General features: G+C 39.3%; 20 protein-coding genes and 2 pseudogenes. 3 read left to right on the top strand and 19 right to left on the bottom strand.

From position 1 onward, the window contains the following. Window positions 1-198, bottom strand: a pseudogene (locus CUN67_RS30485) (hypothetical protein); the annotation flags it as partial. A 331-nt stretch (window positions 199-529) separates the two neighbouring features. On the opposite strand from CUN67_RS30485, the pseudogene CUN67_RS30480 reads away from it, so the two are divergent. The 3 genes and pseudogenes from CUN67_RS30480 to CUN67_RS25100 form a co-directional block, all read left to right on the top strand. Next, window positions 530-934: pseudogene (locus tag CUN67_RS30480) on the top strand (DcrB-related protein); the annotation flags it as partial. A gap of 303 nt (window positions 935-1,237) precedes the next feature. Next, entirely contained in the window at window positions 1,238-1,627 is a 390-nt protein-coding gene (locus CUN67_RS25105; RefSeq protein ID WP_208719477.1) for an immunity protein Tsi6 family protein, read from the top strand. 1,108 nt (window positions 1,628-2,735) lie between these two features. Next, window positions 2,736-3,746, top strand: a complete 1,011-nt coding sequence (locus tag CUN67_RS25100; RefSeq protein ID WP_208718197.1) for an acyltransferase family protein — start codon at window positions 2,736-2,738, stop codon at window positions 3,744-3,746. Between the two features lie 669 nt (window positions 3,747-4,415). Here CUN67_RS25100 and CUN67_RS25095 read toward each other — a convergent pair. The 18 genes from CUN67_RS25095 to CUN67_RS30475 all read right to left on the bottom strand — a co-directional run bounded on the left by CUN67_RS25095 (window position 4,416) and on the right by CUN67_RS30475 (window position 25,822). Beyond that, entirely contained in the window at window positions 4,416-5,174 is a 759-nt protein-coding gene (locus CUN67_RS25095) for a hypothetical protein (protein ID WP_208718196.1), read from the bottom strand. 455 nt (window positions 5,175-5,629) lie between these two features. Continuing rightward, window positions 5,630-6,154 carry a hypothetical protein gene (locus tag CUN67_RS25090; protein ID WP_208718195.1) on the bottom strand — a complete coding sequence of 175 codons (525 nt, stop codon included), beginning with the start codon at window positions 6,152-6,154 and terminating at the stop codon, window positions 5,630-5,632. Window positions 6,155-6,183: 29 nt separating this feature from the next. Beyond that, complete coding sequence (gene wbaP, locus CUN67_RS25085) at window positions 6,184-7,641, bottom strand: undecaprenyl-phosphate galactose phosphotransferase WbaP (protein WP_208718194.1); 1,458 nt, start codon at window positions 7,639-7,641, stop codon at window positions 6,184-6,186. Between the two features lie 94 nt (window positions 7,642-7,735). Next, window positions 7,736-9,181, bottom strand: a complete 1,446-nt coding sequence (locus CUN67_RS25080) for a lipopolysaccharide biosynthesis protein (protein WP_208718193.1) — start codon at window positions 9,179-9,181, stop codon at window positions 7,736-7,738. A 177-nt stretch (window positions 9,182-9,358) separates the two neighbouring features. Beyond that, entirely contained in the window at window positions 9,359-10,030 is a 672-nt protein-coding gene (locus CUN67_RS25075) for a hypothetical protein (protein ID WP_208718192.1), read from the bottom strand. A 295-nt stretch (window positions 10,031-10,325) separates the two neighbouring features. Beyond that, on the bottom strand, window positions 10,326-11,483 hold the full coding sequence (locus CUN67_RS25070; protein WP_208718191.1) for a glycosyltransferase family 4 protein: 1,158 nt from the start codon (window positions 11,481-11,483) through the stop codon (window positions 10,326-10,328). Window positions 11,484-11,774: 291 nt separating this feature from the next. Beyond that, a complete protein-coding gene (gene cpsG, locus CUN67_RS25065; protein ID WP_208718190.1) occupies window positions 11,775-13,151 on the bottom strand; it encodes a phosphomannomutase CpsG in 1,377 nt (458 codons plus the stop codon). A gap of 1 nt (window position 13,152) precedes the next feature. Then, window positions 13,153-14,586, bottom strand: a complete 1,434-nt coding sequence (locus CUN67_RS25060) for a mannose-1-phosphate guanylyltransferase/mannose-6-phosphate isomerase (RefSeq protein WP_208718189.1) — start codon at window positions 14,584-14,586, stop codon at window positions 13,153-13,155. 54 nt (window positions 14,587-14,640) lie between these two features. Then, window positions 14,641-15,654, bottom strand: a complete 1,014-nt coding sequence (locus CUN67_RS25055; RefSeq protein WP_208718188.1) for a hypothetical protein — start codon at window positions 15,652-15,654, stop codon at window positions 14,641-14,643. A 27-nt stretch (window positions 15,655-15,681) separates the two neighbouring features. Beyond that, complete coding sequence (locus CUN67_RS25050) at window positions 15,682-16,938, bottom strand: O-antigen ligase family protein (RefSeq protein ID WP_208718187.1); 1,257 nt, start codon at window positions 16,936-16,938, stop codon at window positions 15,682-15,684. A gap of 122 nt (window positions 16,939-17,060) precedes the next feature. Then, window positions 17,061-18,230 carry a glycosyltransferase gene (locus CUN67_RS25045; protein ID WP_208718186.1) on the bottom strand — a complete coding sequence of 390 codons (1,170 nt, stop codon included), beginning with the start codon at window positions 18,228-18,230 and terminating at the stop codon, window positions 17,061-17,063. Beyond that, the gene (locus CUN67_RS25040) at window positions 18,227-18,787 is read right to left on the bottom strand and encodes an acyltransferase (protein ID WP_208718185.1); all 561 of its coding nucleotides are present in this window, start codon (window positions 18,785-18,787) and stop codon (window positions 18,227-18,229) included. The genes CUN67_RS25045 and CUN67_RS25040 overlap by 4 nt, the downstream gene beginning before the upstream one ends. Continuing rightward, complete coding sequence (gene murJ / locus CUN67_RS25035; RefSeq protein ID WP_208718184.1) at window positions 18,765-20,261, bottom strand: murein biosynthesis integral membrane protein MurJ; 1,497 nt, start codon at window positions 20,259-20,261, stop codon at window positions 18,765-18,767. Before murJ ends, CUN67_RS25040 begins: the two co-directional genes overlap by 23 nt. A gap of 105 nt (window positions 20,262-20,366) precedes the next feature. Next, complete coding sequence (locus tag CUN67_RS25030; RefSeq protein ID WP_208718183.1) at window positions 20,367-21,533, bottom strand: glycosyltransferase family 4 protein; 1,167 nt, start codon at window positions 21,531-21,533, stop codon at window positions 20,367-20,369. A 197-nt stretch (window positions 21,534-21,730) separates the two neighbouring features. Continuing rightward, the gene (locus CUN67_RS25025; protein ID WP_208718182.1) at window positions 21,731-23,899 is read right to left on the bottom strand and encodes a polysaccharide biosynthesis tyrosine autokinase; all 2,169 of its coding nucleotides are present in this window, start codon (window positions 23,897-23,899) and stop codon (window positions 21,731-21,733) included. An 18-nt stretch (window positions 23,900-23,917) separates the two neighbouring features. After that, window positions 23,918-24,352 carry an arsenate reductase/protein-tyrosine-phosphatase family protein gene (locus tag CUN67_RS25020; protein WP_208718181.1) on the bottom strand — a complete coding sequence of 145 codons (435 nt, stop codon included), beginning with the start codon at window positions 24,350-24,352 and terminating at the stop codon, window positions 23,918-23,920. Window positions 24,353-24,357: 5 nt separating this feature from the next. Further along, window positions 24,358-25,494 carry a polysaccharide export protein gene (locus CUN67_RS25015; protein WP_208719475.1) on the bottom strand — a complete coding sequence of 379 codons (1,137 nt, stop codon included), beginning with the start codon at window positions 25,492-25,494 and terminating at the stop codon, window positions 24,358-24,360. 97 nt (window positions 25,495-25,591) lie between these two features. Beyond that, window positions 25,592-25,822 (bottom strand): helix-turn-helix domain-containing protein, encoded by a 231-nt coding sequence (locus CUN67_RS30475; RefSeq protein ID WP_254711519.1) that lies wholly within the window; start codon window positions 25,820-25,822, stop codon window positions 25,592-25,594. Window positions 25,823-25,903 lie beyond the last annotated feature (81 nt).

The raw sequence follows: 25,903 nt of genomic DNA, 5'->3' as shown, positions 1-25,903 counted from the left end.
CAACCGCTGATCGATGTAAGGCATGAAGGGTTTAAGTTTCTTCATAGGCTGGCGGTCTGGCCTTGCCGGTTTACTTTGTTGTTTAAGGTGACGTCTGACCGTGCGTTCAGAACATCCGACGTGATGAGCGATGTCGATAATATGTGCGCCATGAATGCGCATCTGCTTTATCATGAGATGGTCCCCTCTGCTTAACATGCGGTTTCTCCGGATGGTGTAGGAACCTTAAGAGAAACCCATGTTGGGTGGAGTGGACAAAATTCATGCTGATTTTAGGACTTATATCAGTCGCGCCGACAGCAAGGGATTCCGGGGCGCAATGGCAGTTCGGGTGCATAAGGCAACGAGCCATTTCAGGTCCCATCCCATCAATACCTTGATAATACAGTTCACAGTAATCAGTTACCCAGAAGAGGGATTACAGACCTTCTTTACCTCAGTTTGTTAAGTTTTTTAATGGATCATGTAAAGATTATTAATGTAATCGGTGATATTGTGCGCGGTACTCACGGAATGGAGAGACTTAGCGATGTCTGATCACACCCTGCAGGATTGCAATATTACGGTGCCGGATGTTTTTCGCGACCGTACCATGAACCTCTTCACCCTCAGCCATACCAACGCAAATGAGTTTACGTTTGTCATATCACGCGCGACAGCCAGCGCAGATGATACGCTTCAGTCTGTATCGGCCAGGTTGTCAGAAGAACTCGATACCACGCTTGAAGGACTTTCCCTTTTTCACGCACAACTTATAAATCTGGCCGGAAAGCAGGCTCTTGAGCTGTTTTACCGTTTCACTTCCGGTGGCCAGGTTATTTTCCAGAAGCAGCGCGTGGTGCTGACCGGAGATGGCAGAACGGGGAAAAAACTCCTCTGCTTTATAGGGACCTGTCCTGATGCATTCGACGACTATCACAGCCGCATTTATGACAGCATTACAGACAGTATCTCGTTTCCCGCGGAATCCCTCTCAGCCTCAGAAATCACCAGCCAGGTCCCTCCGGACAGCCAGGCGATATTTTTCTCATTTGATCGAGACAGCCGTGAACTGTCTGTTTTCCATGGGATCTCTTCTCTCTATTCCAGTATCAGTCTGACCAGAGCCAGAAACGGTGACTATCTGTTTTTCAGCGTCAATGGGGCAGCGTTGTCGATGGCCCCGCTCAGCACCGGCCCCCGGGATGTACGCTATGCGCTGTGGGAGATGGCCGGAAGCCGCGAAGGTACCGAAATAATGAGTAATGATACCGCACTGGATTACGTAGAAAGGGCTCTCCGCCTGGCACATAAACGTCATCATCACATCAGGGATAATGTCATCGGTGGAGAAACTCTGGAGCCGATGTACAACTCTATCGTTCAGCAGTTGATTTTTCTTCATAAAATAGTTACCGGACAGGAATCCGACAGAGCAAAACTCTGGAAGCTGACGTTTGGTATGTATGCCACGAAAGAATTTGAAGCAACTGATCCTATATTTGAGGATCGCCTGGGGGATGCCTTTTACATAGCATCACAGATAAGGAAAGGATTAAAAGTTAAACTCCCGCATGAGGTAGATCCTGATTTCAACTCAAAACAGGATGAACTAAAAAAATTATACCCTGACGATTTCGACGTCTGAATAAATGGAAAATTTTCCAAGATTTAAGATTTCTACCCTGCTGTGTTTGAAGTTTCACCTGCCTGCACAACGTAGTTTATCAGCGAAACAAACTGCTGCCCTGCCATGGATTTCGTCCACAAAAGAGTGGCCCGATTATCAAGCAGCTCAGCCAGCGGGTCGAATACGGACCAGACGGAATATCAATACCACCGCATGAGCAGTAGCCTGACCGGGATTAATATGCTGGTTTAGTTACCGATACCATAGCCTGATCTTGTATACTGGGAGTGAAACCCTCCCCGCAGTACTTTGGATGACAATTGAAAAGAGAACTGCTAATGAGATGGAACTTAGTTTCTCATTCCAGTTTTACCGCTTTCCCAGGAATGCAAATTACATGTACGCCTTATAAGGGATGCCGGGGAGCAATGGCAATCCGGGTGCATCAGGTAACGAGTCATTTCAGGTCCCCTCTCCTCCAATCAATACTTTGATGATACCCCCTGCATCGAGTCTTCCTGCAATATCCATTCTGCGATTCATCAGTTAAGTTTCCGAAGGTGCAACTTTGGCGTTTTGCTGGTAGCGGTTTTACATTCTCTCTGTACTGCCATCACTCGTTTGAAAACATTCTCTGAAGGAGAGTAAACCGGCACGGAAATAATATTTTGCATTCCGGGGTCTACGGTCTGGCCGAAAAATATTTTCAGCGGGTGATTTCATACTGGAAGATAATAGAAACTGTGCCTATATCAGCACAGGTGGAACGATGCCTAAAAGGGTAAAAGCAACGGAGAAAGAATGAGAAGGTACTCGCCGAAAAACGGTTATACATAAGAAAGTTCAGGAATTTGGCAACGTGATCATATACGTTTAAGTGAACATCTCCGTATTTAGTTTTTTATCTTTGAATTGCTAAGACCCTGTGCAGCACGCACATCGCTCTGGAGGTAACAGTTAGCTCAGGAAGTTAGGGGAAGAACATGGTTAAAGGGTACTGAAGATTTCAGAAGTGATTTTTAGGAATTTTACCCCGAAGAGCTAGTTTATATCACTAAAACGTAATGTTAGTGTAAGCGCTATACAATATGACATTACCTATTTTCAATTGCTAAGAGACTTACTCATGGAAAACAAAAGAATTGACTATATACATAGCATTAGAGGAATAGCTATATTTTTCATTGTTGCTACTCATTGCAATTTATTCATAGAAAGCGACAGTTTTCTTGGTAAGATCTGGTCGGAGATCCTTCGAGAGTGGACCTCGGTGTTCTTACTTATTTCTGGATTTCTTTTTCAGCATCTACTACCAAGATATGAAGCAAAAAAGTTCTACCTAAATAAATTCAAAAATGTCATCGCTCCATACATCATAATATCAATACCTGCAATCGCTCTATATATGAGTGGAATCAAAAAAGATCACAACTGGGTAGATATTGATAGCCTAATGCAACACTCATGGATATACATAATAGCATTCTTTTACTCCACCGGGGCTCATCTTGGACCATTATGGTTCATACCAATGCTATCACTTATTTTCCTTTCATCCGGGTTTCTTCATTTTTTAGGTAAGGATAAGAAAAGAATATCCTATGCAGCATTATGTAGTGTTATTGTGATTCTTTTAACCTCAAGACCTGCTGGAGATTCCAATCCAATAGTTTCATATATACACTTCCTTCCCGTATATATATTCGGGATGTTCATATATGACAACAGAGAGTTACTTATAAATAAAAGAGCGCTTCCTTTAATACTCCTCGGAGCATTAGCTTCCTTCATTTTAAGAATATATACAGATATCAACCCAAACCTAACTATAATAGCAAAAATATTTGTTTTTTTAGCCCTGTGCACTTTTTTTATTAATTCAAAGAAGAATAAGGTAATGGTGCTACTCTCCTGGTTTGCTAATGCCAGCTTCGCAATATATTTCATCCATGGTTATTTTGTTGGATTTATAAGAATGAAACTTCAAACTATCACATCGTTCATTTCGGGGTCAGGAAGCGTTACAGGGGTTGTTTTAGATATATTGTTAGCCTTTTCGATCATCACATTAATTACAGCAGTGATATATGCATTTAGAAAGTCAAAAATTAACACAAGAATTATCTTTGGCTCTTGATGTAAAAACATTCATCCGGAAACACGGACCAACACCTGGTAAAATGAAGCATTGCCTCAGATAAAACGTGGCGATGCAGAACATTTATTCAGGGGGATATTAAATATCGTGACAAATATATTTGTCACCGTTTTTTAGCATGGTTAAATAGGTGAGCATGAAAAAGTCTTTTTTCTCTAAGATGATTGTTATGACAAAAAAACTGATTGTTAGGATTCAGATAAATGGAGGTATATGGAAACGTTAGACTGTCACGGAGGAGTATTATGGACTTCAGGGAATATGCCGAGAAATTGAAAATTTTAAACATCATGAAGGCGGGAGCGAGTTGAAGATTCTTGGAGTAGATTGAAAGTTGCTAATCCCGTTACAAACAAGTTCTATAAGCAGCGTGTTTTCATAAGCATTAATAATTTATTACGATAGATAATCACCAAGATAGAAATTACGACTTTGGCGTTTTGTGTCACGCCAAAGTCGTTCTCACCAGAAAAATTGATTCATAAGAATATCGAGATTTTGATACAAAAAATTCATATCTGAAGCATGATGTTATTCCATGAAGAACACACTTACTGATTTAATAGTTATCATTTAGATGGAAATATAAATATTTTATCTGTGAAAAAAGAACATTGGGAAACAAAAAATGTACTTTTTGTCATCCAGTTACTGAGATAGATTCCGATCTGAAATAGATGTGGAAGTGCCATTTTTTACTTCATCGCTAAATAACAATGCATCAGAGAAAATTTTCCCTTTGAACTCTTCTGAATATTTAGCTATGCCGTTAAACTGAATATCATTTCCACCATTGTGAACATTTATAGTATGAAGACTCGAACTCAAATCAGAACATAAAAAATGAAGGTTATTATTTCTGATTCTCTTCGCTTTAAATCCATTTATAGTAGTAATATACTTTAACCAGAGATCATCTGCATCGGGACATATTGAGAGAAAATCGTCTTTAGTTGACTGTAAACCATTTAGAGAGCCAACAGGATAGTATACACCACTGGTACCAGTTGGCAGGAATGAATAGGTTGGCTTGGGTGAAGTTAACCTATCACTATATTTAAACCAAAGGTTATAATCAAAGATGATGTCGTCAGCGCCCCTTAATATATGATGTCCTCTAAATGCAAGAATGCATCCCGGTTCGTTCTTAGCAGATTGTAATATTTCCGACAACCACCAGTGAGGATACAGAATGTCATCATCTATTGTAATGATAGGGAATTTTATATTTTCATCACTCACATAAAAAGCTTTTTTATAACTCTTAATATTGTCTTGTACCCTAATGATCCTGACTCCACGCATCATCAAAGTCTCAAGATTTTTAGGAAGACCTCCAAAAAGATCGATATCAACTTCAGATAATGTCACAACTATCTGGTAGTCTCCATCATAATCCTGTTTCATTAAAGATTCCAAAGTTAGATATAGTATATCAAACCTCTTGTTATATGAGGTCACACTGATTATTGGACCATTTTCTTTGGAAACCACCCTCTTGCATCGTTTATTTTGTCTTCGTAAGTATGCTTTAAACAATAATGTCGCCACCACAGAGTATAATTTCCTGAACACCCTACGAGTAAAAGTCATGAATATCATCAGAGTCATCTCAAAAAAAATAGATGTTACGGATTAATGTAATACCTGCCTGAGAATAGCACATTACAACCAAACATTGCTCTGAATCATTATTCAGGAAATAGCAGTGTTAATCTTTACTGCATGCTTTGCAAATGTGCCTCAGGAAAGGACATTAATTAGTGCGTTGCATTAAGCCTTCCAATTAATGGTCGGCTTATTGCTTTTGAAAATTTTATGCATTGTTCAAACAGAATAATGAGCCAAATGCAACATAAGGCTCATGCCGCCAAGACATCACTTTTCAAAAATCCATTCAGAGTGAGGTAGAAAAGATTTCTTCTTTTATCAAAAAAGGAGTATGTAAGCTGCGATTTATATTCTTTCAACTTCTTCATGGTAATAAATAATGAGTGGCAAATTCTTTCATCATCCCAACCACGCAGAATAAGGAGGAACACTCGCATTCTGGCACTATCATCTTTTTCTTTGAACGGTTTTACTTTCTTAAAAACCTTCTCCCCGTTAAAGAAGTCAAAAACATCAAGACTACGTACATCAAGAGCAAAAAATGAAACATCACAGATTGACTGGAGAATAAAAACCTCCAACTCATTATTAAAGAGCAAAACAATGTTTCTCGATCGGGAGTTGACCTCACCCCGACTCAACGCCAATAAGAAATGATGAATATCATATACAAAATAGTTCATCTTATTGTACGGCATTTGAAGAGATAAATTCTCTATCGCATATTCGATGAATTTATTTTGCAACTGCGTGATAAGTCTGTCGCTTTTTATCACATTAGCTCCATAGAATAAGTTAGAGGAAATTAATAAGCGCCGTCGCGTTTAAGCACTACGCTAACCGTTTTAAATAAAATCGCAATGTCATTCCACAGTGACCAGTTTTTTACATACCAGGAATCGAAGTAAACACGGGTTTCATAATCAACATCGTTACGACCGCTGACCTGCCACAATCCCGTCATGCCTGGTTTCGCCATCAGGTAATAATCGACATCACCAGCGTAACGACTCAGTTCATCTTCGATAACAGGACGCGGCCCTACCAGACTCATATCACCACGTACCACATTCCACAGCTGTGGCAATTCATCCAGACTGGTTTTACGGATAAAGTGACCAACTTTGGTAATACGGGGATCGTTCTTCAGTTTGAAATCTTTATCCCACTCAGCTCGTGCCACCGGATCGGTACGCAGTACCTCTTCCAGCACTTCTTTGGAGTTGATAACCATTGAGCGGAATTTGAGACACTTAAACTTGCGACCATTGAGACCAACACGTTCATGACCGTAAATCGGGTTACCACCATCACGGCTGACGAGATAGCCAAGAATCAACAGAGCTGGGGACAGCGCGATGATAATGCTAAGCGCCCCAACAATATCAAACGCACGCTTCAGGAAGCGCGAGGTGCGTTTCGCAAGATTGTTGTTAACACGTAAAATCATCACTTCATGGCTGAAGATATAAGCCATATCGGTGCCATAGAGCGGCACACCACGTAATGTGGGAATAACAGAAACCGAACGGCAATTACGACGTGCCAAAGTTTTGAGCCAGTTATCGCGATACTGACTTTGTTCAGACTCGACCGCGACAATAAACTGAGTTTCCGGGTTAGTCAGTAACCAAAGATCCTGTTCATTACGTAATACTGGAATACCGGCGATGCTTGCTTGCGGGCATTTACCGTCAACATCATAATAAGCAACAACATCATATCCCATCACTTCTTCGCTTTGCAGAGCCTTCCAGGCCTCCTGGGCGTTCTTACTGCTGCCAATGATGACAGTCTGTTTTTTCCACATTCCAAAATGGTTCAGCAAGCGACGAGCAATGGCTCGCCCAATAGGAATCACGATTAAAGCCAGCAACCAGGTAAGAGCCCAGACAAAACGCGACATCTGCCACTGTGACAACGCAGTAATAGCCAGATCGATAACAGAGAAAATAAGAACAGTACGGATAATTTCCTTAAGTTCGAACCAGAATGGTTTGCGATAGGTAAAGTGACGCAGGCGAACCCAGAACCAACCAACACAAATAACTGAAAGACAAATATGTGTAATAATTTTTAAATTGAGATCTTTAGCAGAAATATCGGCAAGCGGTGAGTGTGAAAATGATTCAATAAGTGCCAGTGCTACAAATAGTGCGGCATTGAAAAAAATCAAATCCGAGAAAGCCAAAGAAATCTTGGTTAGCAGATTTTTATAGGTAAAGTCTGAGGTGATGTGTATACGCTGCTGAAGTGTATTCATATGAATAAACCTGTTCAATAAAACCGTTAATGATTATTAATATATGATTAATGTACCGAGAGAATGATATCCATCATTCCTACGCAGCTACTAGTTATATCTTTCCTAATTTGAGCCTTAACTTATCGAACATAAACCTACGAGAACTCCTGGACATAGACAACAGACATAAAAAATAAAATGAAAAGTTAAAAATACAAATTCCTGTCAGAGTTAGCACACCACTTATATCCGAATCTGGATATAAGCGATCAATGCCCTGCATCAAAGCTAGCATGCCAATAACTGCAAAGATAATAGGCATCAGCTTAACAACAAGCGATCCGACCCCACCACCAATAATTTTCATAAGAAAATACATGGAGGGAATAAAACTTATCACATTTGCAATAAAATAGAATTTTGAAAAAGTTATGATATCGAAGTGTACGCCAATCAAAAAAGAACTTACCTGTATGGCAGCAGAAAACAAACCGAGTCGCATCAGCATATCTGTTCTTCCTTTCGCCATAAAAACAGCCCCTGATGTGCTCATTATGGATTGCACGATAGCTGTGGGTGATAACCACTTTAGTATCTCAGCTGTTTTAATCCATTCATTACCAAAGATAACCTTAATCAAAGGAAAGCTGTAGTGGCCTATGATTATCATTAATGGCGCACTAAACATCAGAATAAAAAAAACAGAGTTGAGATATGCTTTCTCAATTTGTTTATTTTCGTCCTGAAACATACTTAGGATTGGATAAAGTGATCTCGTTACTACAAATGTTAAACTTTGCAAAGGAAACAACATTATTCTATATGCTAAATTATACTGACCTAAAATCGTTGAGGACATATACTTCCCAACAATAAAACTATCTGCATTTCTGGAAAAGTAGTTAACGAGGCTAAATAATGATAGGTTTGTACTAAATGAAAATATTTCCTTGATATCACTTAACCTAATAAATTTATCAAATGTTGGTCGCCAGTTCGATACAATCCATAACTGTACTACTGATATAAGACTCAAAGTTATCGCTTGAGCAACCAAACTATATACTCCAAACCCATAATTGGCCATTGCAAGTGCTATTACCATAGATGTAAGTGCAGCAGTCACTTCAATACGTGACACTGTCTTAAATTTCGAACTACGCTCTAATAAAGCGAGATGTGTAGCAGCTAAGCCAGATAGTGGAAATGAAATGCCTAGTAAAATCAAAATAGAAAATAGTTCTGGTTGCTCATATAGTGCCGCCAGAGGCTTGGCTATTAAAATAATAACCATATAGAGAAGAACGCCAATCATAGAATTAAGCCAGAAGATTGAATTGACCAATCCATTGTTCAGTTTTTTCTTCTGTATAATAGCCGCAGATGTACCTAAATCCCGGAGCAGCATGCCAAGGTTTATAACTACTACTGCCATGGCCATCAACCCGTACTGTGACGGCAGAATTAGCTTTGTAATGTAGATAAGATTTACGGCTTGAGTAATCATCTTGATAAATTGAGAAAAAGCATTCCATTTCGCATTCGAAAACCAATTCATTGATATATCACTCTATTTAGCGATTCGTCGAGGTTTGTTATTGTTAAAACAGAAAAGCTTTTATTTATGCACAACCTGATATTCCATGAATTGCGTAAAATCACGATGGGATCATTACCCAGCCCAATACGAATTTAAGAGGGAACATTTAAACCCACTATCGTTGCACTATTTATTTCAGAGAGAATAAGTATTTTCCATTGAATGCTTAAGGACGCCGACAATTTGTATAGTAGTAGAAATCGCCCTCATCTTTAACAATCTTACTCGTTCAGTTAATCCATTATTCACACCATAATGCGTAAAATCTCTATCAAACACATCAACATTAATCGAGGACAGCTTATCTACCAGTGAACGATAAACAACCAGCCCGATACCTATAGATTTGAAGCTGTTCTGTTGGTTTACCTTAACGCCATCATTAAATTTTCGGACAGTTTGGTCAATGACTGGATAATGAACTCTTCCATCTTTCTCGGCGACGATGTTTGGCATCTGAAGATCAACATCACCATCCTGATACTTATTTAATTTTTTTATATAACCTTTACTGAGAGTGCTATCATCATCAATGAAGATAAACCGATCAAACTCAACTTTTTCCTTGATGATTCTATTATATACATCACCCAATGAACTCTCGCCAGAGTATTCTCTAATATCGATACTATTAACAAAAAAACCCAATGTATGTATGAAATCCTTATCGAACTCTAAAGCTTTAGGTCCTCTATTTACTATCAATAAGTCTGCCTGTGAATAACCATCAATCATAAGGCAGTTCAGTGTTTGTGAGTTTTTATAGGTTTTTCCATATAAAACCACAATCAGTAGTGTTTTGTACATGGTAATATTTTACCCTTTGGTATTAAATCAGTAGACAGTCAACTCCAACAAGCATCTTTCACATTAAACATCAGAAAGTCACTAATTACGGCGAATGTCTGAAACCGCCAGAATCATACCCTCACCTTTACGTTAATAGGAAAATACACTCTGGCGATATCATTTCTTCCGGTGCCTGCGACACATCATTTAATTTTGGCTACGAGCCTCTTAATTTTCTACTAACTAAGACTCTATATCTCAGTAATAAAATTATCCAGAAAGAAATCCTCTTAATGAATTTAAAAGTTGTAACTCAGGAGTAACTTACTTCTTTACTCAGCTTAAATGCCTTCCATTTACTGTCGATATAGCAATCCAACTCATTGTGGAAACGTTCTGCTGAGAAGCGCATGGCGTTAGCACGGCAGTCGACGGGCAGTATCTCATCACGCACCAGGTCAAACTTCTCTACGGCATCGACAATGGCTTCAGCTGATTGCTCATAGAAGAACAAACCACTGGGACGTTCTTCACCGTAAGGACGAATGGTTTCCAGTGCTCCCCCCTTACCGAAGGCAATCACCGGGGTGCCACATGCCTGAGCCTCAACAGGAGTGATGCCAAAATCTTCCTCAGCCGCAAAGACAAACGCTTTGGCGCGCTGCATATGGTCTTGCATCACATCATTAGGTTGATAGCCAAGGATCTCTACATTCGGCGTCGCCTTCGATTTGATTTTTGCCATTTCAGAACCATCCCCGATCACCACCAGTTTCTTATCAGGCATGCGGCTGAAGGCTTCAACAATCAGATCGATGCGCTTGTAGGGCACCATACGTGATGCAGTGAAGTAGAAATCCTCTTTCTGCTCACGCAAGGTGAAGCGATCAACATCAACAGGCGGATAGATGACATCGGCATCTCTGCCATACACTTTTTTGATACGACGGGCAATAAAGTGGGAGTTAGCGATAAAGTAGTCAACGCCATTGGCGGTGCGGTAATCCCACATACGGATGTTATGCAACATCCAACGTGCCAGCTTACCCTTCAGGCCTTTATCCATTCCAGACTCACGCAAATATTGGTGCTGGAAATCCCAGGCATAGCGGATGGGAGAGTGAACATAGCTGATATGCAACTGATCCGGACCAGTTAACACCCCTTTTGCGACCGCATGGCTGCTGGATAACACAATATCGTGCTTCGTGACATCCAGCTGCTCGATAGCAAGCGGCATTAAAGGCAAATATGTTTGATATTTCTTTTTAGCACCCGGCAGACGTTGAATAAATGAGGTTGTCGCTTTCTTATCATGAAAAAGATGACGAGAGTCATCGGATAAGAAATCCACTACCGAATAAATTTCCGATGCAGGGAACAGTTCAATAAATTCAGCGATCACTCTCTCTGCCCCGGCGAATCCCACTAACCAGTCGGCAACAATTCCTACACTTAAATTTCGTGACATTATTAAACCCTCTCTAGCCCTGCACGAGACGAAAGAACCATGTAATTACGGCATCTTCGTCGTTATTACTCTATTAAATCTGTATGGGGGAAATGACTTTAAGCCAAACTAATACACTTCGAAATCATAACTGAATGGATTTACAAGATTCCCTGGCATTACTAATAACCTGGTCATATTTAAAAACCAGCAAAGCATCAAAAAATGAATTATAAAAGTGAGAAAATATCACTCATAATTATGATTAGAATATTGACTCACTTTATAAGTTAAAAAGTCATCTTTTTGTTATTAATTACGGAGAATAGCAAGAATATTTTCTGTGTGTTGTTGCATCAATGCGACATCAGCACGCGATTCCACATTCAGACGCACAACCGGTTCTGTATTGGAACTGCGCAAATTAAAACGCCACTCTGAGAATTCCAGGCTGATACCATCAGTACGATCCAGAGTTAATGCACTTTCTTCATAGTGCTGCAAAACACGCTCAATTGCCTGCTGCGGTTGTTCCAGTACGCTGTTGATTTCGCCAGATGCCGGATAAGCCTCCATGCGATCATTCACCAGCTGACGCAGTGATTGCCCTTTAACCTGAAGCAGCTCAGCCACCAACAGCCATGGGATCATGCCGCTATCACAGTAGGCAAAATCACGGAAATAATGGTGTGCACTCATTTCGCCACCGTACACCGCATCTTCCTGGCGCATGCGCTCTTTGATAAAAGCATGACCAGTTTTAGACATCACCGGCACACCGCCAGCGCGGCTGACAACATCAATAGTGTTCCAGCTCAGACGCGGATCGTGGATGATGCGCGCGCCAGGATCCTTTTCCAGGAAGGCTTCAGCCAGCAGGCCAACAATGTAATACCCTTCAATGAAGTTCCCTTCGCTATCAAACAGGAAGCAACGGTCAAAATCTCCATCAAACGCGATACCCATATCAGCCCGAGAAGCAACTACGGCATCGGTAGTATCCTGACGGCACTCCGGCAACAGGGGATTAGGAATACCATTGGGGAAATTACCATCTGGCTGGTGATGAACTTTGATAAATTCGATGGCAATACCCGCTTGTTTGAAACGAGCCTCAATGGCATCAACAACATGGCCTGCAGCACCGTTGCCGGAGTTGAGCACTAACTTCATCGGCTTAGTGAAGTTATCCAGATTAATGTAGCTGAATAGCTTATCAACATAGGCATCCAGTACCGAAATGGTGGTATAGGAACCTGTTTTTTCCGGGTCTACCGGCGGGAAATCGTTGCCTTCCGCCAGGCGTTGAATATCACGCAAGCCGGTATCACCACTGATAGGTCTTGAACCTTCGCGCACCAGTTTCATGCCATTATAATCTAATGGGTTATGGCTGGCTGTTACCTCAATACCGCCATCAACATTCAAATAAGATGTCGCAAAATAGATCTCTTCAGTACCAGACAAACCAATATCGATGACATCAGTACCTGCATCCTGAAGGCCTTTGGCTAAAGCGAGTTTTAATCCTTCACTGGTCAATCGTACATCACCGCCTACGACCATTTTTTTTGGTTTTAAATACTCCCCGTAAGCACGACCAATGCGATAAGCGATATCTTCATTTAATTCTTCGCCTAACTTCCCTCGAATATCATAAGCTTTAAAGCAAGTTAATTTGTCGGACATTTTACTTCTCCGAATACATCCCGTAATGGTCTTTTATACGAATTATGTCGTCATCACCCAGATAGGAACCTGACTGAATCTCCAGTAATTCGAGAGGAATTCTCCCAGGGTTTTCCAACATATGTTGGGAACCTATTGGTATGAAGGTTGACTGGTTCTCTGTTAGCAATTGAATGTCACCATTTAACGTAACCTGTGCAGTACCAGATAATACTACCCAATGTTCTGCACGATGATGATGCATTTGAAGAGAGAATTTACCCCCCGGCTTTACTGTTACCTTATTAATATGATATCGAGGTTTATTGACAATTAGATCACTTCTTCCCCATGGGCTGTATGATTCCCGATGAACTCGATACTCACGTCGAAAATTGCTCTTCAAATGCTCGACAACTTTCTTAACATCCTGAACTTTAGATTTATCAATAATTAAGAGTGCATCCTTGGTACTAACAACCACAAGATTCTGTATACCAATAGCAGCAGTGAATTGCTCTTCAGTATTGATATAGCAATTCGTAGAGTTATGAGTGAATACATCCCCATTCACTACATTACCTTCTTCATCTTTTTCATTAACCTCCCAAAGAGCGGACCATGACCCCACATCATTCCAACCCGCATCAAGAGGGACAACTACAGCGGCAGATGTATTCTCCATTACAGCATAATCAATGGATTCATCCGGGCATCCCAGGAAAGCATCTTTATCAACACGAATAAAGTCCTGTAATGAATCGGGCGACTGACCGGCCATAGCTTTTTGGCAAGCAGATAAAATATCAGGGCGATGAATCCCCAACTCCTCAAGATAGCGCTTAGCTCGAAATAGAAACATCCCGCTATTCCAGTAATATTCACCACTATCTAGATAGGTTTGCGCAGTTTCTGCATTGGGCTTTTCAACAAATCTTTTAACATTGTAAGCACCAGAGAAATCATCATCTAAGTGTTTCCCTCGTTGGATATAACCATAACCCGTTTCTGGACCAGAGGCTACAATTCCAAAAGTGACGAGCTTTCCATCTTCCGCATGTGGAACAGCTTTTCTTATTGCGCTGTGAAATGCTGATGTATCATCAATTACATGATCTGCTGCAAGAACCAGTAAAAGAGGGTCGTCATTATTAGTTGCAGTAGCTCTCAATGCGGCCAGCGCAATAGCAGGTGCAGTATTTCGTCCAGCAGGTTCAAGAATGATGTTTCTCGATAACTTATCAATCTGTCGCAATTGCTCAGCAACTAAAAAACGGTGTTGTTCATTGCAGATGACTAAAGGTTCTCTAACCTCTAAACCTTGCAATCTATTGACTGTTACTTGCAGCATTGAAAAATCACTATTAAGGTTCAAGAACTGCTTTGGATATAACTCTCTAGATAGAGGCCACAAACGACTTCCAGTGCCTCCGGCAATGATGATGGGAAATATCATAAATGATCACCTAAAAAATTTTCAATAAAAGTGAATTTATAAAATACAAAAATATTAATTGCACTGTAAATTGCCAATCATATTTGCCGCTGGTTTCTTCCTCAAATTATCATAGAGTATTCCAAACCCGTCTTCTGTTTCATTCGAAAAGGATTTTGAATCATTAAATTTATAAACAAACACTCCTGCGTACCCTGCTTTTCTTGCATCACATAATGATTCATTAAGTAGTTTTGACTGTGACAAAAGAGAAACACTGAACGGTGAAATTGATGTACTCCATCCTATTTCTGTGATGAAAACTTGTTTGCTTTTAAAATACGGATTTTCTTTGACCAGGTTGTATGCATATCGAATTTGCCTAAGATAATACGAATATTGGTCAAAAGGATATTTACGATATGTTGTGTAAGGATGAACAGCTATTGCGTCAGTAAAATTTGCCATATCCGGCGTTAAATAATCTCGTAAATAATCACCTCTATTTTCAATTCCAATTGCCTTATTAAAAGCTGCGGAAGAAAAAGAACCAGTTATTACTATTGATTGTGGAGCGTTAGATTTTATTACAGGGTAAGCAGATCTGACAATATTTTTATACTCGTCAACTGTTCCCGGTGTTGTGTTTCCAACCTTTCCGTTCCATTCATTCCAGACTTGATAATACTTTATTTTTTCACGATAGTGCGAAGTTAAAAAGTTTATGTAATTTACAAACCCTGATATTGCTTCTTTACTGCGTGGCTTATCACCATGATCATAAAATTGGTTACCATAGTCTAATATGCATAACACATTCAAACCAATAGAATTTGCATAATCAACAAAGTAATCCCAATTATCAGGAATCACTAACTGCCCTTTTGTTTTCTCAACAATTTTCCAGGGCATATCAACCCTGACGGACTTAATGTTCAGTGATTTAATAATATCAAGATTTTCTTTTATTGCTTCCTTATTAGAATTAAAAACTCTAATATTGACGCCTAGTGTGAATGCTCCAGACGACAATGGTAATAATAATAAAAAAAAATAGATTAGTATCAAAAACCTCTTAATAAACATCATTCAGCACCTTATATAAAGCGTTGAAAGCTAAACCACTTCATAATTTGACTTACTACTTCCAGTTATTGAGAAATTCATAGAAATTGCAATGGCTAACACTATCATTTGATGTGGATCACCTATCAAACCGAAATTCTCACCAAACCCATGCAAAAACAACCAGCCAGAGACCATTAGCAAAGTTGTTCCTGCCCTTTTTATGTGATGAAGCGGTGAACTGATAGATTTGAAAGCACTTTTGATAACAAGATAAATAAAAAGAAGACCGAAAAAGGCTGAAAAGATTCCAGACTTAGCCCACATATACATAATTGTATTATGGGGAGGGTATAGTACGGTCGCTATTTTAGCATAGCCAGCCATCCACCCTCCATATCCTAAACCTAATATTGGACTAGCAATAAAAGAATTAACACCATAACTCCAAATCTCCATCCTACTGTCTGTTGTATCAGCGGTGGATGTTAGAAAAGTATTATTAATGTCGACATTGAATATAGAAAAATATAACAACAGCGCAAGAATAGGAATGGCTCCAAACACAAGAAGAGACATCCTTTTTTTGCTAGAGGAATTCACTATATAAATAAACCCTGGTATTAATATGGCAAAAATTGCTGACGCTTTTGAACCTGAAAAAAACACAGAGAACCATAACACAAATGAAATTGCATATAACAATTTGTCATTCTTTAACTTTGCTACATTGTACGAAAGAAATGAGCTAATTCCGACATAGCATGCAGCAATGTTGGCATTAATGAAAAGGAGGCCTCCCGATTTCTCAGGATCATAGAAGTTATTTCTAGCGCCCTCCAGGACCAAAGAGTCCAGCACATTCTGGCCCAATAAATATCGCATTGGAGGAGACAACACGAGTGATAATTTCATCTCCGGCAAAAGTCTAAATATGATGATTGTTACTGCTTCGAAACATACTAAAATTAGAAAGCATTTAATGATTTTCAACAATGAGTCAGGCGATTTTTTATGAAGACTGTATATGCCGGAAATTAGAAACCAAAAGCTAAGCATATAACAAATATCTCTAAATCCCTCAGAAACTTTTATAGACCAAAGCAGGCTTATAATTTGAGTCATAAGGATTAATACAGAGACAGCAAATAATTTCTTTCTAAAAAAGAATTTAATATTTTCAACTAAAGACGGAAATAGAAATAGTGACACAACAAAACTTAATGGGACATCAGTGCCTCCAGGAATAATAAATAGAAGTGGAACAGATGTTACTAATGACAGGAACACAAAAAATTTTAAGTACATACTGTTACCATTACAGACTAAAAGTAAGCATTTAAATGATATTATGGGAATGAGAATGTACTATGGTGTTCATCCCATGATGAATAGAGCAAGAGTACGTCTGCAATAACTAATGACAGGGATCAATCGATTAATTTAAGCATCTTATCCATTCTGGATTCGTATGTATATTGTTGGGCCAAATCCAACCTTGTATTCAAGTCCGCAACATCACCAGCCAACACCTGATCAACACAGTCTATAAACTCTTCCGGATTCCTGCCAATCTTAACTACATTACTGAATTCCTGAATAGCTTTTAAATTAACACTTACTACAGGTTTTCCCGCAGCTAGATATTCAAAAAATTTCATCGGAAACATATTATCTGTATATTCATTAATATGATTAGGCAATAATGCCACATCAAAATACTTTAAATAGACAGGAAGTATAGAGTAATCTTTAGGACCGATAAGATGTATATTATTATGCTTCGTTAACGTATTGATATTAGTAGATGGATCTCCCTCTCCAACCAGACCAATGATCACGATATTATAACCTGGCCTTGTTTCGGCCAATTTACTTAGCAACGAAAAGTCTATTTTATAGCTGCTTACTGCGCCAATAAAACCCAGAACAGGTCCTTCAAGATTTACTAACTCGACTGGTTTGTCAAACTTCTCCACTATCGCTCTGTTAAAATGCGAGAAATCGGCCACATTAGAAAAATAATATATATTATCATTCCATTGAACGCGATTTTCTTTCAACTTAGGAGCTGTAACAAAGACAATATCAGATTTAGATAAGAGAACCCTTTCCTCTCGCTCAAGTATTTCGATTGGCATTCCAGGCTGGGCTTTAATTTCATCAACGCAGTGGTAAATTGTCTTGGTAAAATCGGATGGTTCTATATATTCAGTGCTTAGCGGATTATAAGTCCACAACCAAGGTCGTTTGAAACCATAAATTTTCGACCAAACAGTCAAGAAGAACTTAAAATAGAGTCTATTGAATTTCCTGACAAAGCTATATTGATTCCAAGGTAATGTTATAGGAGACCATACCCAAATGTTTTTTTGTACTTTTTTTGGTGGTCTCAATGCCTTAAACAAGCGTCTAAAAATCCTACTGAGATCTTTTTTATTCATGCTTGGTTTTCTAAGACCCAGTGAATCAATATAAAATACTTTGTATCCCCTTCTTGCAAACTCAACAGCAACATGTTGCTTATTCGTCCAAAATGGATTATCCCAATCGGCTGTAGAAAGAAGCACAATTTCATTATTTTCGTTTATTGAGCTCATGATAGTTCCTTTAATAGTTTTACGGGATTCCCAGCATAGACTGAATTACCATTTAGTATTCCACGCACTACCGCATTCGCACCAATAACAGTATGCCTCCCAATGATTGTTCCTTTAGTAAGCACCGAGCCAGCTCCTATCCAGACATCTTCACCAATTACTACTTTTTTCTTCTTATAACCCTGATTTCTTATAAGGATATCTCTATCTTCAAAGAAATGATCAGAATCGTATAGGCATACATTTGGGCCAAACATGCAATCGTCGCCAATCACAATACTCTCATGGCAAACGATCTGATTGTTCTCATTAAAGAAAACTCCATTACCAATTTCAAGCACCCCTGATGAACAATGAATTGTTGTGTTCCTTGAAATAAAAACTCTATCTTTTTCTGATTTTATTATTATCCTACCATTGCCTGATATTGCTATTTTTACAGATGAAGATATGTATACTTTAAATGGGTTTATTTCGATATTACTTCCATATTTTATTTTATATAAAATGGCTCTAATGAATGCAAATAAAAACCTAAACTTTAATTTTTTGATCATGTTTTGCCTTTCTTTTTATTAGCGGATATAAACTCCCTCTTAATTGAGGAAATAATAAAGCATATAAAGACCAGAACAAAAGAAAAATAACACCATTTAGAAACAATGAAACTAAATTATTAAATATAAAAAAACTAAAGTCTGAAATAAACAAATATAGAACGCAGCCTAAAATTACGATAATGAACGTTTTAGATGTCTCTCTATATATATCCAAAACATAAATACTGCAAATGAACATTAAGCAACCATAAATTGAATAGCCATACCCTAATGTTGCCTCTGAATAATAAGTATGAAAAATCAAATTAAAACATACATTTCCTGCTAGTGAAATAGCCATAATTATCATAACAGCTGAATTTTTCAACTTCGCATTCAGAGCCTTAATCAATACATAACCAATTACGTTAGCCCACAAACCAAAAGACATTCCCTGGAGGATATTTGATGTCGCTATAATTGATGATTGGTCAAATTTACCTCTTTCAAATAAAACAGACACAATTGATTCCGAGTGCATGTACGAAAACACTGAAAATGGTAGTGCAAAGATCAATAAGAGATTAACGCCGTTAATTAGTCTTTTCTTAATCTCTAATTCTGACATCCCTCCCCATGTTGCGAGGCCAGCAAGTGCTACTGGTGTAGACACTACAAGGATTAAAGTTTCAGTGATGAACTTTGCATAATCGAGAGCTGATATTGCGGTAATACTAACTAATGTAGCAACAGCCCTTTCCACTGCAATATTTCCCTGACTCATTATTGGAAGTAAGATCAATGGTCTGAGAGTTTTCCAAAAGTAACGTATCACTGATATAAGAATATCTCGATCAATATGCTTAGGAAAGTCCAACAAGTTTTTCTTTAATCCTCTGATTAAAACCCATAAGAAAAAATAAATATAACTTGCTGTAAACCCCCAAGCTAAATAAATCGGATTTTTTAAGTAGTAAGAAATCACTGCACCTATTAGCATTCCGACATTTTGTACAGATGGCCGAACTGACATTGGAAAGAAGTCATCATGAGCCATTTCCACATAATTAATTAGAGCAGAGCTAAGGTACAATGGAATACCAAAACTCATAACAATAAGCATATCCCTTGATAGTTTCCTTGTCGCAGGATCTAATCCAGGGGCAATTAATTCTAACCACGGCTCAACGAAAAGGATTGCGCCAAGGGTTAGAAGTGACGAAAAAAACAAAAATAGAAATTGCATTGACCAAAAGAACAGATGGGCTTTTTCTCTGTTTTCATTGAAAAATATTTTATATAAAGGAATGAAGGCTGTGAGACTATCACTTACCAAAAAGTTTACCGGAACCAATGTTCCTGTTTGAGCCACTCTATAGGCACCGTTAATATAGCCAGTACCAAATAGAGCGGCGACAATCATTTCCCTTACTAGTCCTAATCCTTTAGATATTAAATTCCCACTAACTAAAGAAATAATGGCTTTTCTCACAAATAAACCCTTTTTATACTAGTTCGATTATTTACTCAGTGCTTATGTATGCAGTGTTATATTAGGGAGTATAATTACAATCTCTCAATAGTGTGGGTGACTTCATTAAGCTATCAAATTGCGATACTGTTCAGCTGCATACGACAATTTATTCTTTTCAGGAATGTAACTCATACGAAGATTTGGTTTCCCTTGCTGGTACAATTTCATGATGGCCTCTGCAGCACCATTCATGTCAGAATATCCTACTTTTCTTAATTTTTCACTTTCGATAAAACTAAGATGTTCCGATGTTACAACCGGTAACCCTGCTCCCATAGCTTCGAGCACATTCAATGGTAACCCTTCTACCCTTTTCGTTAGAAAAATAAAGAGGTCCGCTGCACTCATAGCTTTAGCGATTTCATCTCGACTCATAGAACCAAGAAAAATTACATTTCTCTCAATATTCAATTTATTTACCAAATCACTAAGCCTGGTCTTGTCTGGACCATCCCCACACACAAGGTAATAAGCATCCGCATTTTCTTTTAGCACTCTTGAAAATGCATATATATTATTGTCTACTCCCTTTTGTTCATGTAACCTGGATGCAGACATCACCACTAACGCATTCTCATGTATGTTAAGACTCCTCCTCATGTTCTCTCTATCGAACAAATTCAACTCGAACATCTTTTCATCTATGCCGTTTTCTATTTGAATTATCTTTTCTGCATCTGCTATATATTTCGTCGGTGTACTTTTCAAACTTTCGGTCACTGCCGAACCAATGGAAATTATATAGTCAAACTTCCGATAATATCTCCAATCTTTAAAAAACCACAGGATATTCTTACTGGATGCTAACCATTTTTTAATTGAGTATGTTTTAAGTTTTGAAACGAACTCACCATAAGATGTCCCGTGCGCCTGCATAATGAATTTTGTTTTTTTGAAATGATTTTTGTTTTTTAAAATACTTACAGCAGCAGCACTAATACTAATGACTGATGTGATTTCCTCAGGATTTAATGTATCAAAATATCTTGAAACCTCTCTCCACCAACTACTTGAATACACGCCAGGCTTAGTGTTTTTCAGAAAAATAACATCTAAGTTATCATGTTTGATGTTATGATCCTGTGTGTTACTTTGAGTTGTTACAACTTGTACATTTAACCCTAACCTTGCTAATTCTTTACACAAGTCCCAACAAACCACCTCCATCCCACCAATGTTATGCAATGGCAGAGATCGAGCTACTATGATAACTTTACCTTTATTGCGCATTAAATTAACCCCAGTCATTTAATTCAAGTCATTAGATTTATTTTTTGCATTTCTCTACATAACATTAATACTAATCACTCCTACTCTCTAATTCTCTTGTATGTTTTGGAAAGGGGGAAATTAATAATGCACAATTAACAAGCATTAATAATGTGGAAAATAATCCAGGGCCTATTCCTTAGGCCCTATATTATATTTTAATCTGCTTTTTTATCCGCGTATGTATAGCCATAGTGATTATAGCCGTAGCTATAATAGCTACTTGACCTCCTAACCATCCCATTCAGGATGCAACCTTTTATTTTTATGCCACTCTGTTCAAAATACTTAATACTCACTGCTATTTCTTTCGCAGTATTGACTTCAAAACGTGCTACAAGCAACGAAGTCCCTGCATAGCGGCCAATCACAGCAGCATCCGTTACAGCCAATATCGGAGCTGTGTCAATAACAACAATGTCGTAATTATCTGATGCCCATTCTATTAGTTTTCCAAATCTTTCGTGCATTAATAATTCGACTGGATTTGGTGGAATTTTACCGCGTGAGATATAATCAAAACCCACTTCAGCTACAGTTTTAATGCCTTGTTCAATCGTACAGTTACCAACCAAAATATCAGATAAACCATGGTCGAGATTGCCTTTGAATAACTTATGCGCATATCCTTTACGCAAATCTGCATCTATAAATAATACACGCTGATTCCCTGTCGCTAGAAGTGCTGACATGTTACTGCTGATAAAAGTTTTACCCGCATTTGGACTAGCACTTGAAATCATTAATACATTATTTTTTGCTTCCATCATCGCGAAATGCAAACTTGTACGTAGACCTCGTATTGCCTCGATTGCTAAGTCAGCCGAGTTTTCTTGAGCCAAGAAGAAAATGTTCTCTTTTCCCTTTTTCGAACCATACTTCTTTGTCTTTCCCTTTTTAACCATCCATTCAGACAAGGGAATACTTGCGTATACATTGATACCCAGTTCCTCTAGTTGTTCAGGAGATTCAATACCTCGATGTAAAAGCACTCTTAATAAAACAATACCAACTGACAGCATGCCACCCAATATGATCCCAATGAGGACTACAATAATTTTTTTTGGTTTTACAGGTTTAGGCTGGGTAACCGCAGTATCAATGATTCGAACATTACCGATTGCACTAGACTCTGCAATACTCAGTTCCTGCTGACGATTCAGTAACTGCATATAAATTGCTTGTCCGGACTCAACATCCCTACTCAGCCGTAATACCTCCTGCTGAGTCGCTGGCATTTTCGCAACCCGCTGGTTAAGTTTCCCCTTTTCTTCTTCTAGCGTTTGACGCTTTTCAAGTAGGGCTTTATATGTGGGGTGTGACTTAGTGTAAAGCTGTGAAATTTCAGCTTCGCGAAATGTCAATTCATTTAGTTGATTATCTACATTAACAATTTGGTCAAGGGCGGACTTTGCTTCCAGTGACAGGTCAACAGAATCACTTTGTTTCCGATAGGCATTTAACTTATCTTCTGCAGTATTTAAATCGTTACGAACTTGTGGCAACTGAGTGTTTAGAAACTGGAGGCTCTTAGCATCTTGTGCTGCCTGGCGCGCAATGTTTTGATCCAGATAATTTTCGCTAATGCTACTCAATATCTGCTTAATCAGTATTGGATCATCCCCTGTTAGCGTAAGATTAAGTATGCCTGTATCTTTACCTTGGTCTGCTGCTGTGAATGACTTTTGAAGGTTATCAATAGCTTCTAAATCTGTTAAGTATGTAATTGTGAAACTAGTACCGGGTAGTGCGTCCATTTTATTAATAAGAATTGAAATCCCTTTACTTTCAATCAACTCTCCAACGCTTCCTCTTACGTCTATTCCATTTCCAATTATATGGAAATGATGCCCATCCACCACAGTTAATATGACTTTCGGAACATCACCATCAGTACTCTGCAGATAAAGACGACTGACACTCAAATTACCTTTGGGCTGCCCCATCATGCGTGCCCAGCCACGCCCAAAAATGGGAAAGTATTTTTGCTCAACCTTAGCTTGTAAATTTAGGTCCTGAACTGTCTTTCCTAGTATCATTCTTGACTGTAAGAGAGCTATTTCTGGCGCAGATTCAGGCTGACTATCAGGTAAGATTTGACTAATACTATTTATCAGTGCATTACCCTGTTTTTGTTCAACTTGAATCAATGCATCAGCTTGATATATTGGCGTTGCAAACTGGGCGTATATAATCGCAAGGACAGCAAAAATTGCGGTTACACTAACAATAAGTTTGCGATGATCAAGCAACTCACCAAATAATCTACCCAGATCAACCTCATCCGAGTTTGAACTTTGCGGTTTTATGGACATAACAGATGACATACAATAAATTCCTAATAGTTAGCCGCCTAGTTTAATTGCCCAAGTCTGACAAGCTCGTTCAATTAACTGATATACAAAATCGAATGCTTCCTGGCTCTGTAGATAAGGATCGGGGATTTCTTTCTGCTGCAGCCAGTGTCCAATTAACATGGTCTTCCCACGAGCTTCTGGTGCAATACGAGTTACATATTCAATCTGACGCTTCTCCATAACCAGAATAAGGTCATACTGGCGGCCAAGATGCTTTGTGAATTGCTGCCCTTTATGGCCATCTAGATTCACCTCATGCGATCCAGCAGTCCGTGCTGCAACTTCGTCTGCTGGAGAACCAACTAAAGCGTTGACTCCAGCAGAGTCAATTTTCTTCCCAGGTAGCAATTGACGTAACCTTCGCTCTGCAGTCGGGGAACGGCATATGTTCCCGGTGCATACGACAAGTATTGAATCAAACATTTCGATTACCAATCTTTGACGTACCGTGTGGCTTCGATCATGTCATGCACACCACCAATGGTCGGAACCAGCTGGGAGATAACACGGTTCCAGCGCACTACCGGTGCCGTTGTGACATAGACGATGTCGTAAGGTTGCAGCTGGAAGGCGGTGCTCATCACCATTGCCGCTGCATCTTTCGCATTCAGCTGATAGATATTGGCAAGCTTGCCATTTCCATTGCTTCTGCTGATTGGACGAATCACAAAGATGCCGGACGCATCTGCCATTTCCTGCGAGACCCCTTCGGCATTACCCAGTGCTTCGGCGAGTGTCATACCACTGCGATCCATCTTGAGGGTGGATTGTTTGTTGACTTCGCCCATAACAAACACTTTCAGGTCGTCATTACGCGGAACAAACAAAATATCGCCGGGCGTCAGTAATCGGTTCTGTCTCAAATCGCCCTTCTGCATTAATGCCTGCAGCGAGATCAGGCTATCTTTGCCATTGTGCGTCAGTACCACATTGCGCCAGTCCGCATCCGGGGCTAAACCACCCGCCGCGTTGATGGCATCCATAATGGTCAGCGGAATGTTGCTGATAGGTTGCTGACCGGACCTCATCACCTCTCCAGTGACATAGGCTTTTTGTGAACGGAACGCGGCGATGCTGACATCAACCTGCGGGCTTTCAATATAGGTCTTCAGCCTGTCGGCAATGTCGGTGCGCACTTCATCGATGGTGCGTCCGGCAACCTTCACCTTGCCAATATAGGGGTAAAAGATGGTGCCATCGGTGTTCACCCAGTTGCCGGTATCACTGGCACTACGATACTGCCCCGCCGGGGTGGTTAACTCGGGGTGATCCCACACCGTCACCATCAAAACATCACCAATGCCGATACGGTATTGGTAGTTCTTTATTTCATCTTCCAGCTGCGGGTTCGCGCTGGACATCACAACCTTCGGTTGCAGAGATTCAATCAGCTTCGGTGTTAACGGGTACACCGATACGAACTTATCAATATCCGTATTAGAGTCTGTCTGCTCTATCACATCCTTATTACTGGTGGATAAATATTGTCCGGGAACAATGGTGCACGCGGAAAGAAAAAAAACAGATACCGCGATGGCGGATAATCTGAAAGGCAATTTCATCATCATGAGCTGAACTATCATCCTATTAAAGACACGAAAATAAAGCCTCTTCGTAAACAGCTAAAGAGGCATATAAAATGGAAACTTCATTAACTCGCCCTTAGTAATCCATCCCTGATTGGTTACGTTCTTTTCCATAAAAGAGATTTCTGAATGATGAAATGTCTCTATGCAGCATATGTAAATTATTAACCTTAAGTTTTCTCAGGGCTGAGTTCTTTTGCGCACTGATTGTCTTCGGGCTAAGCCCGGACATCCGTGAGATGCCGAGTATGTTCTCTCCTTTCAATAATTCGCTGAGTACGTCAATTTCCCGGGGGGTTAAGTACATAGTCTTTCTTTCGGCGATTAGCTTATAGAGATTGTGATGCAGCGGTGTGAGTCCATGACTGAGCTGATAGCTCAGAACAAA

The organism is Pantoea cypripedii (genome assembly GCF_011395035.1).
GTDB classification, from domain to species: Bacteria; Pseudomonadota; Gammaproteobacteria; order Enterobacterales; family Enterobacteriaceae; genus Pantoea; species Pantoea cypripedii_A.
The sequence above is the reverse complement of the archived record's forward strand: the minus strand, read 5'-3'. Positions and strand labels throughout refer to the sequence as shown.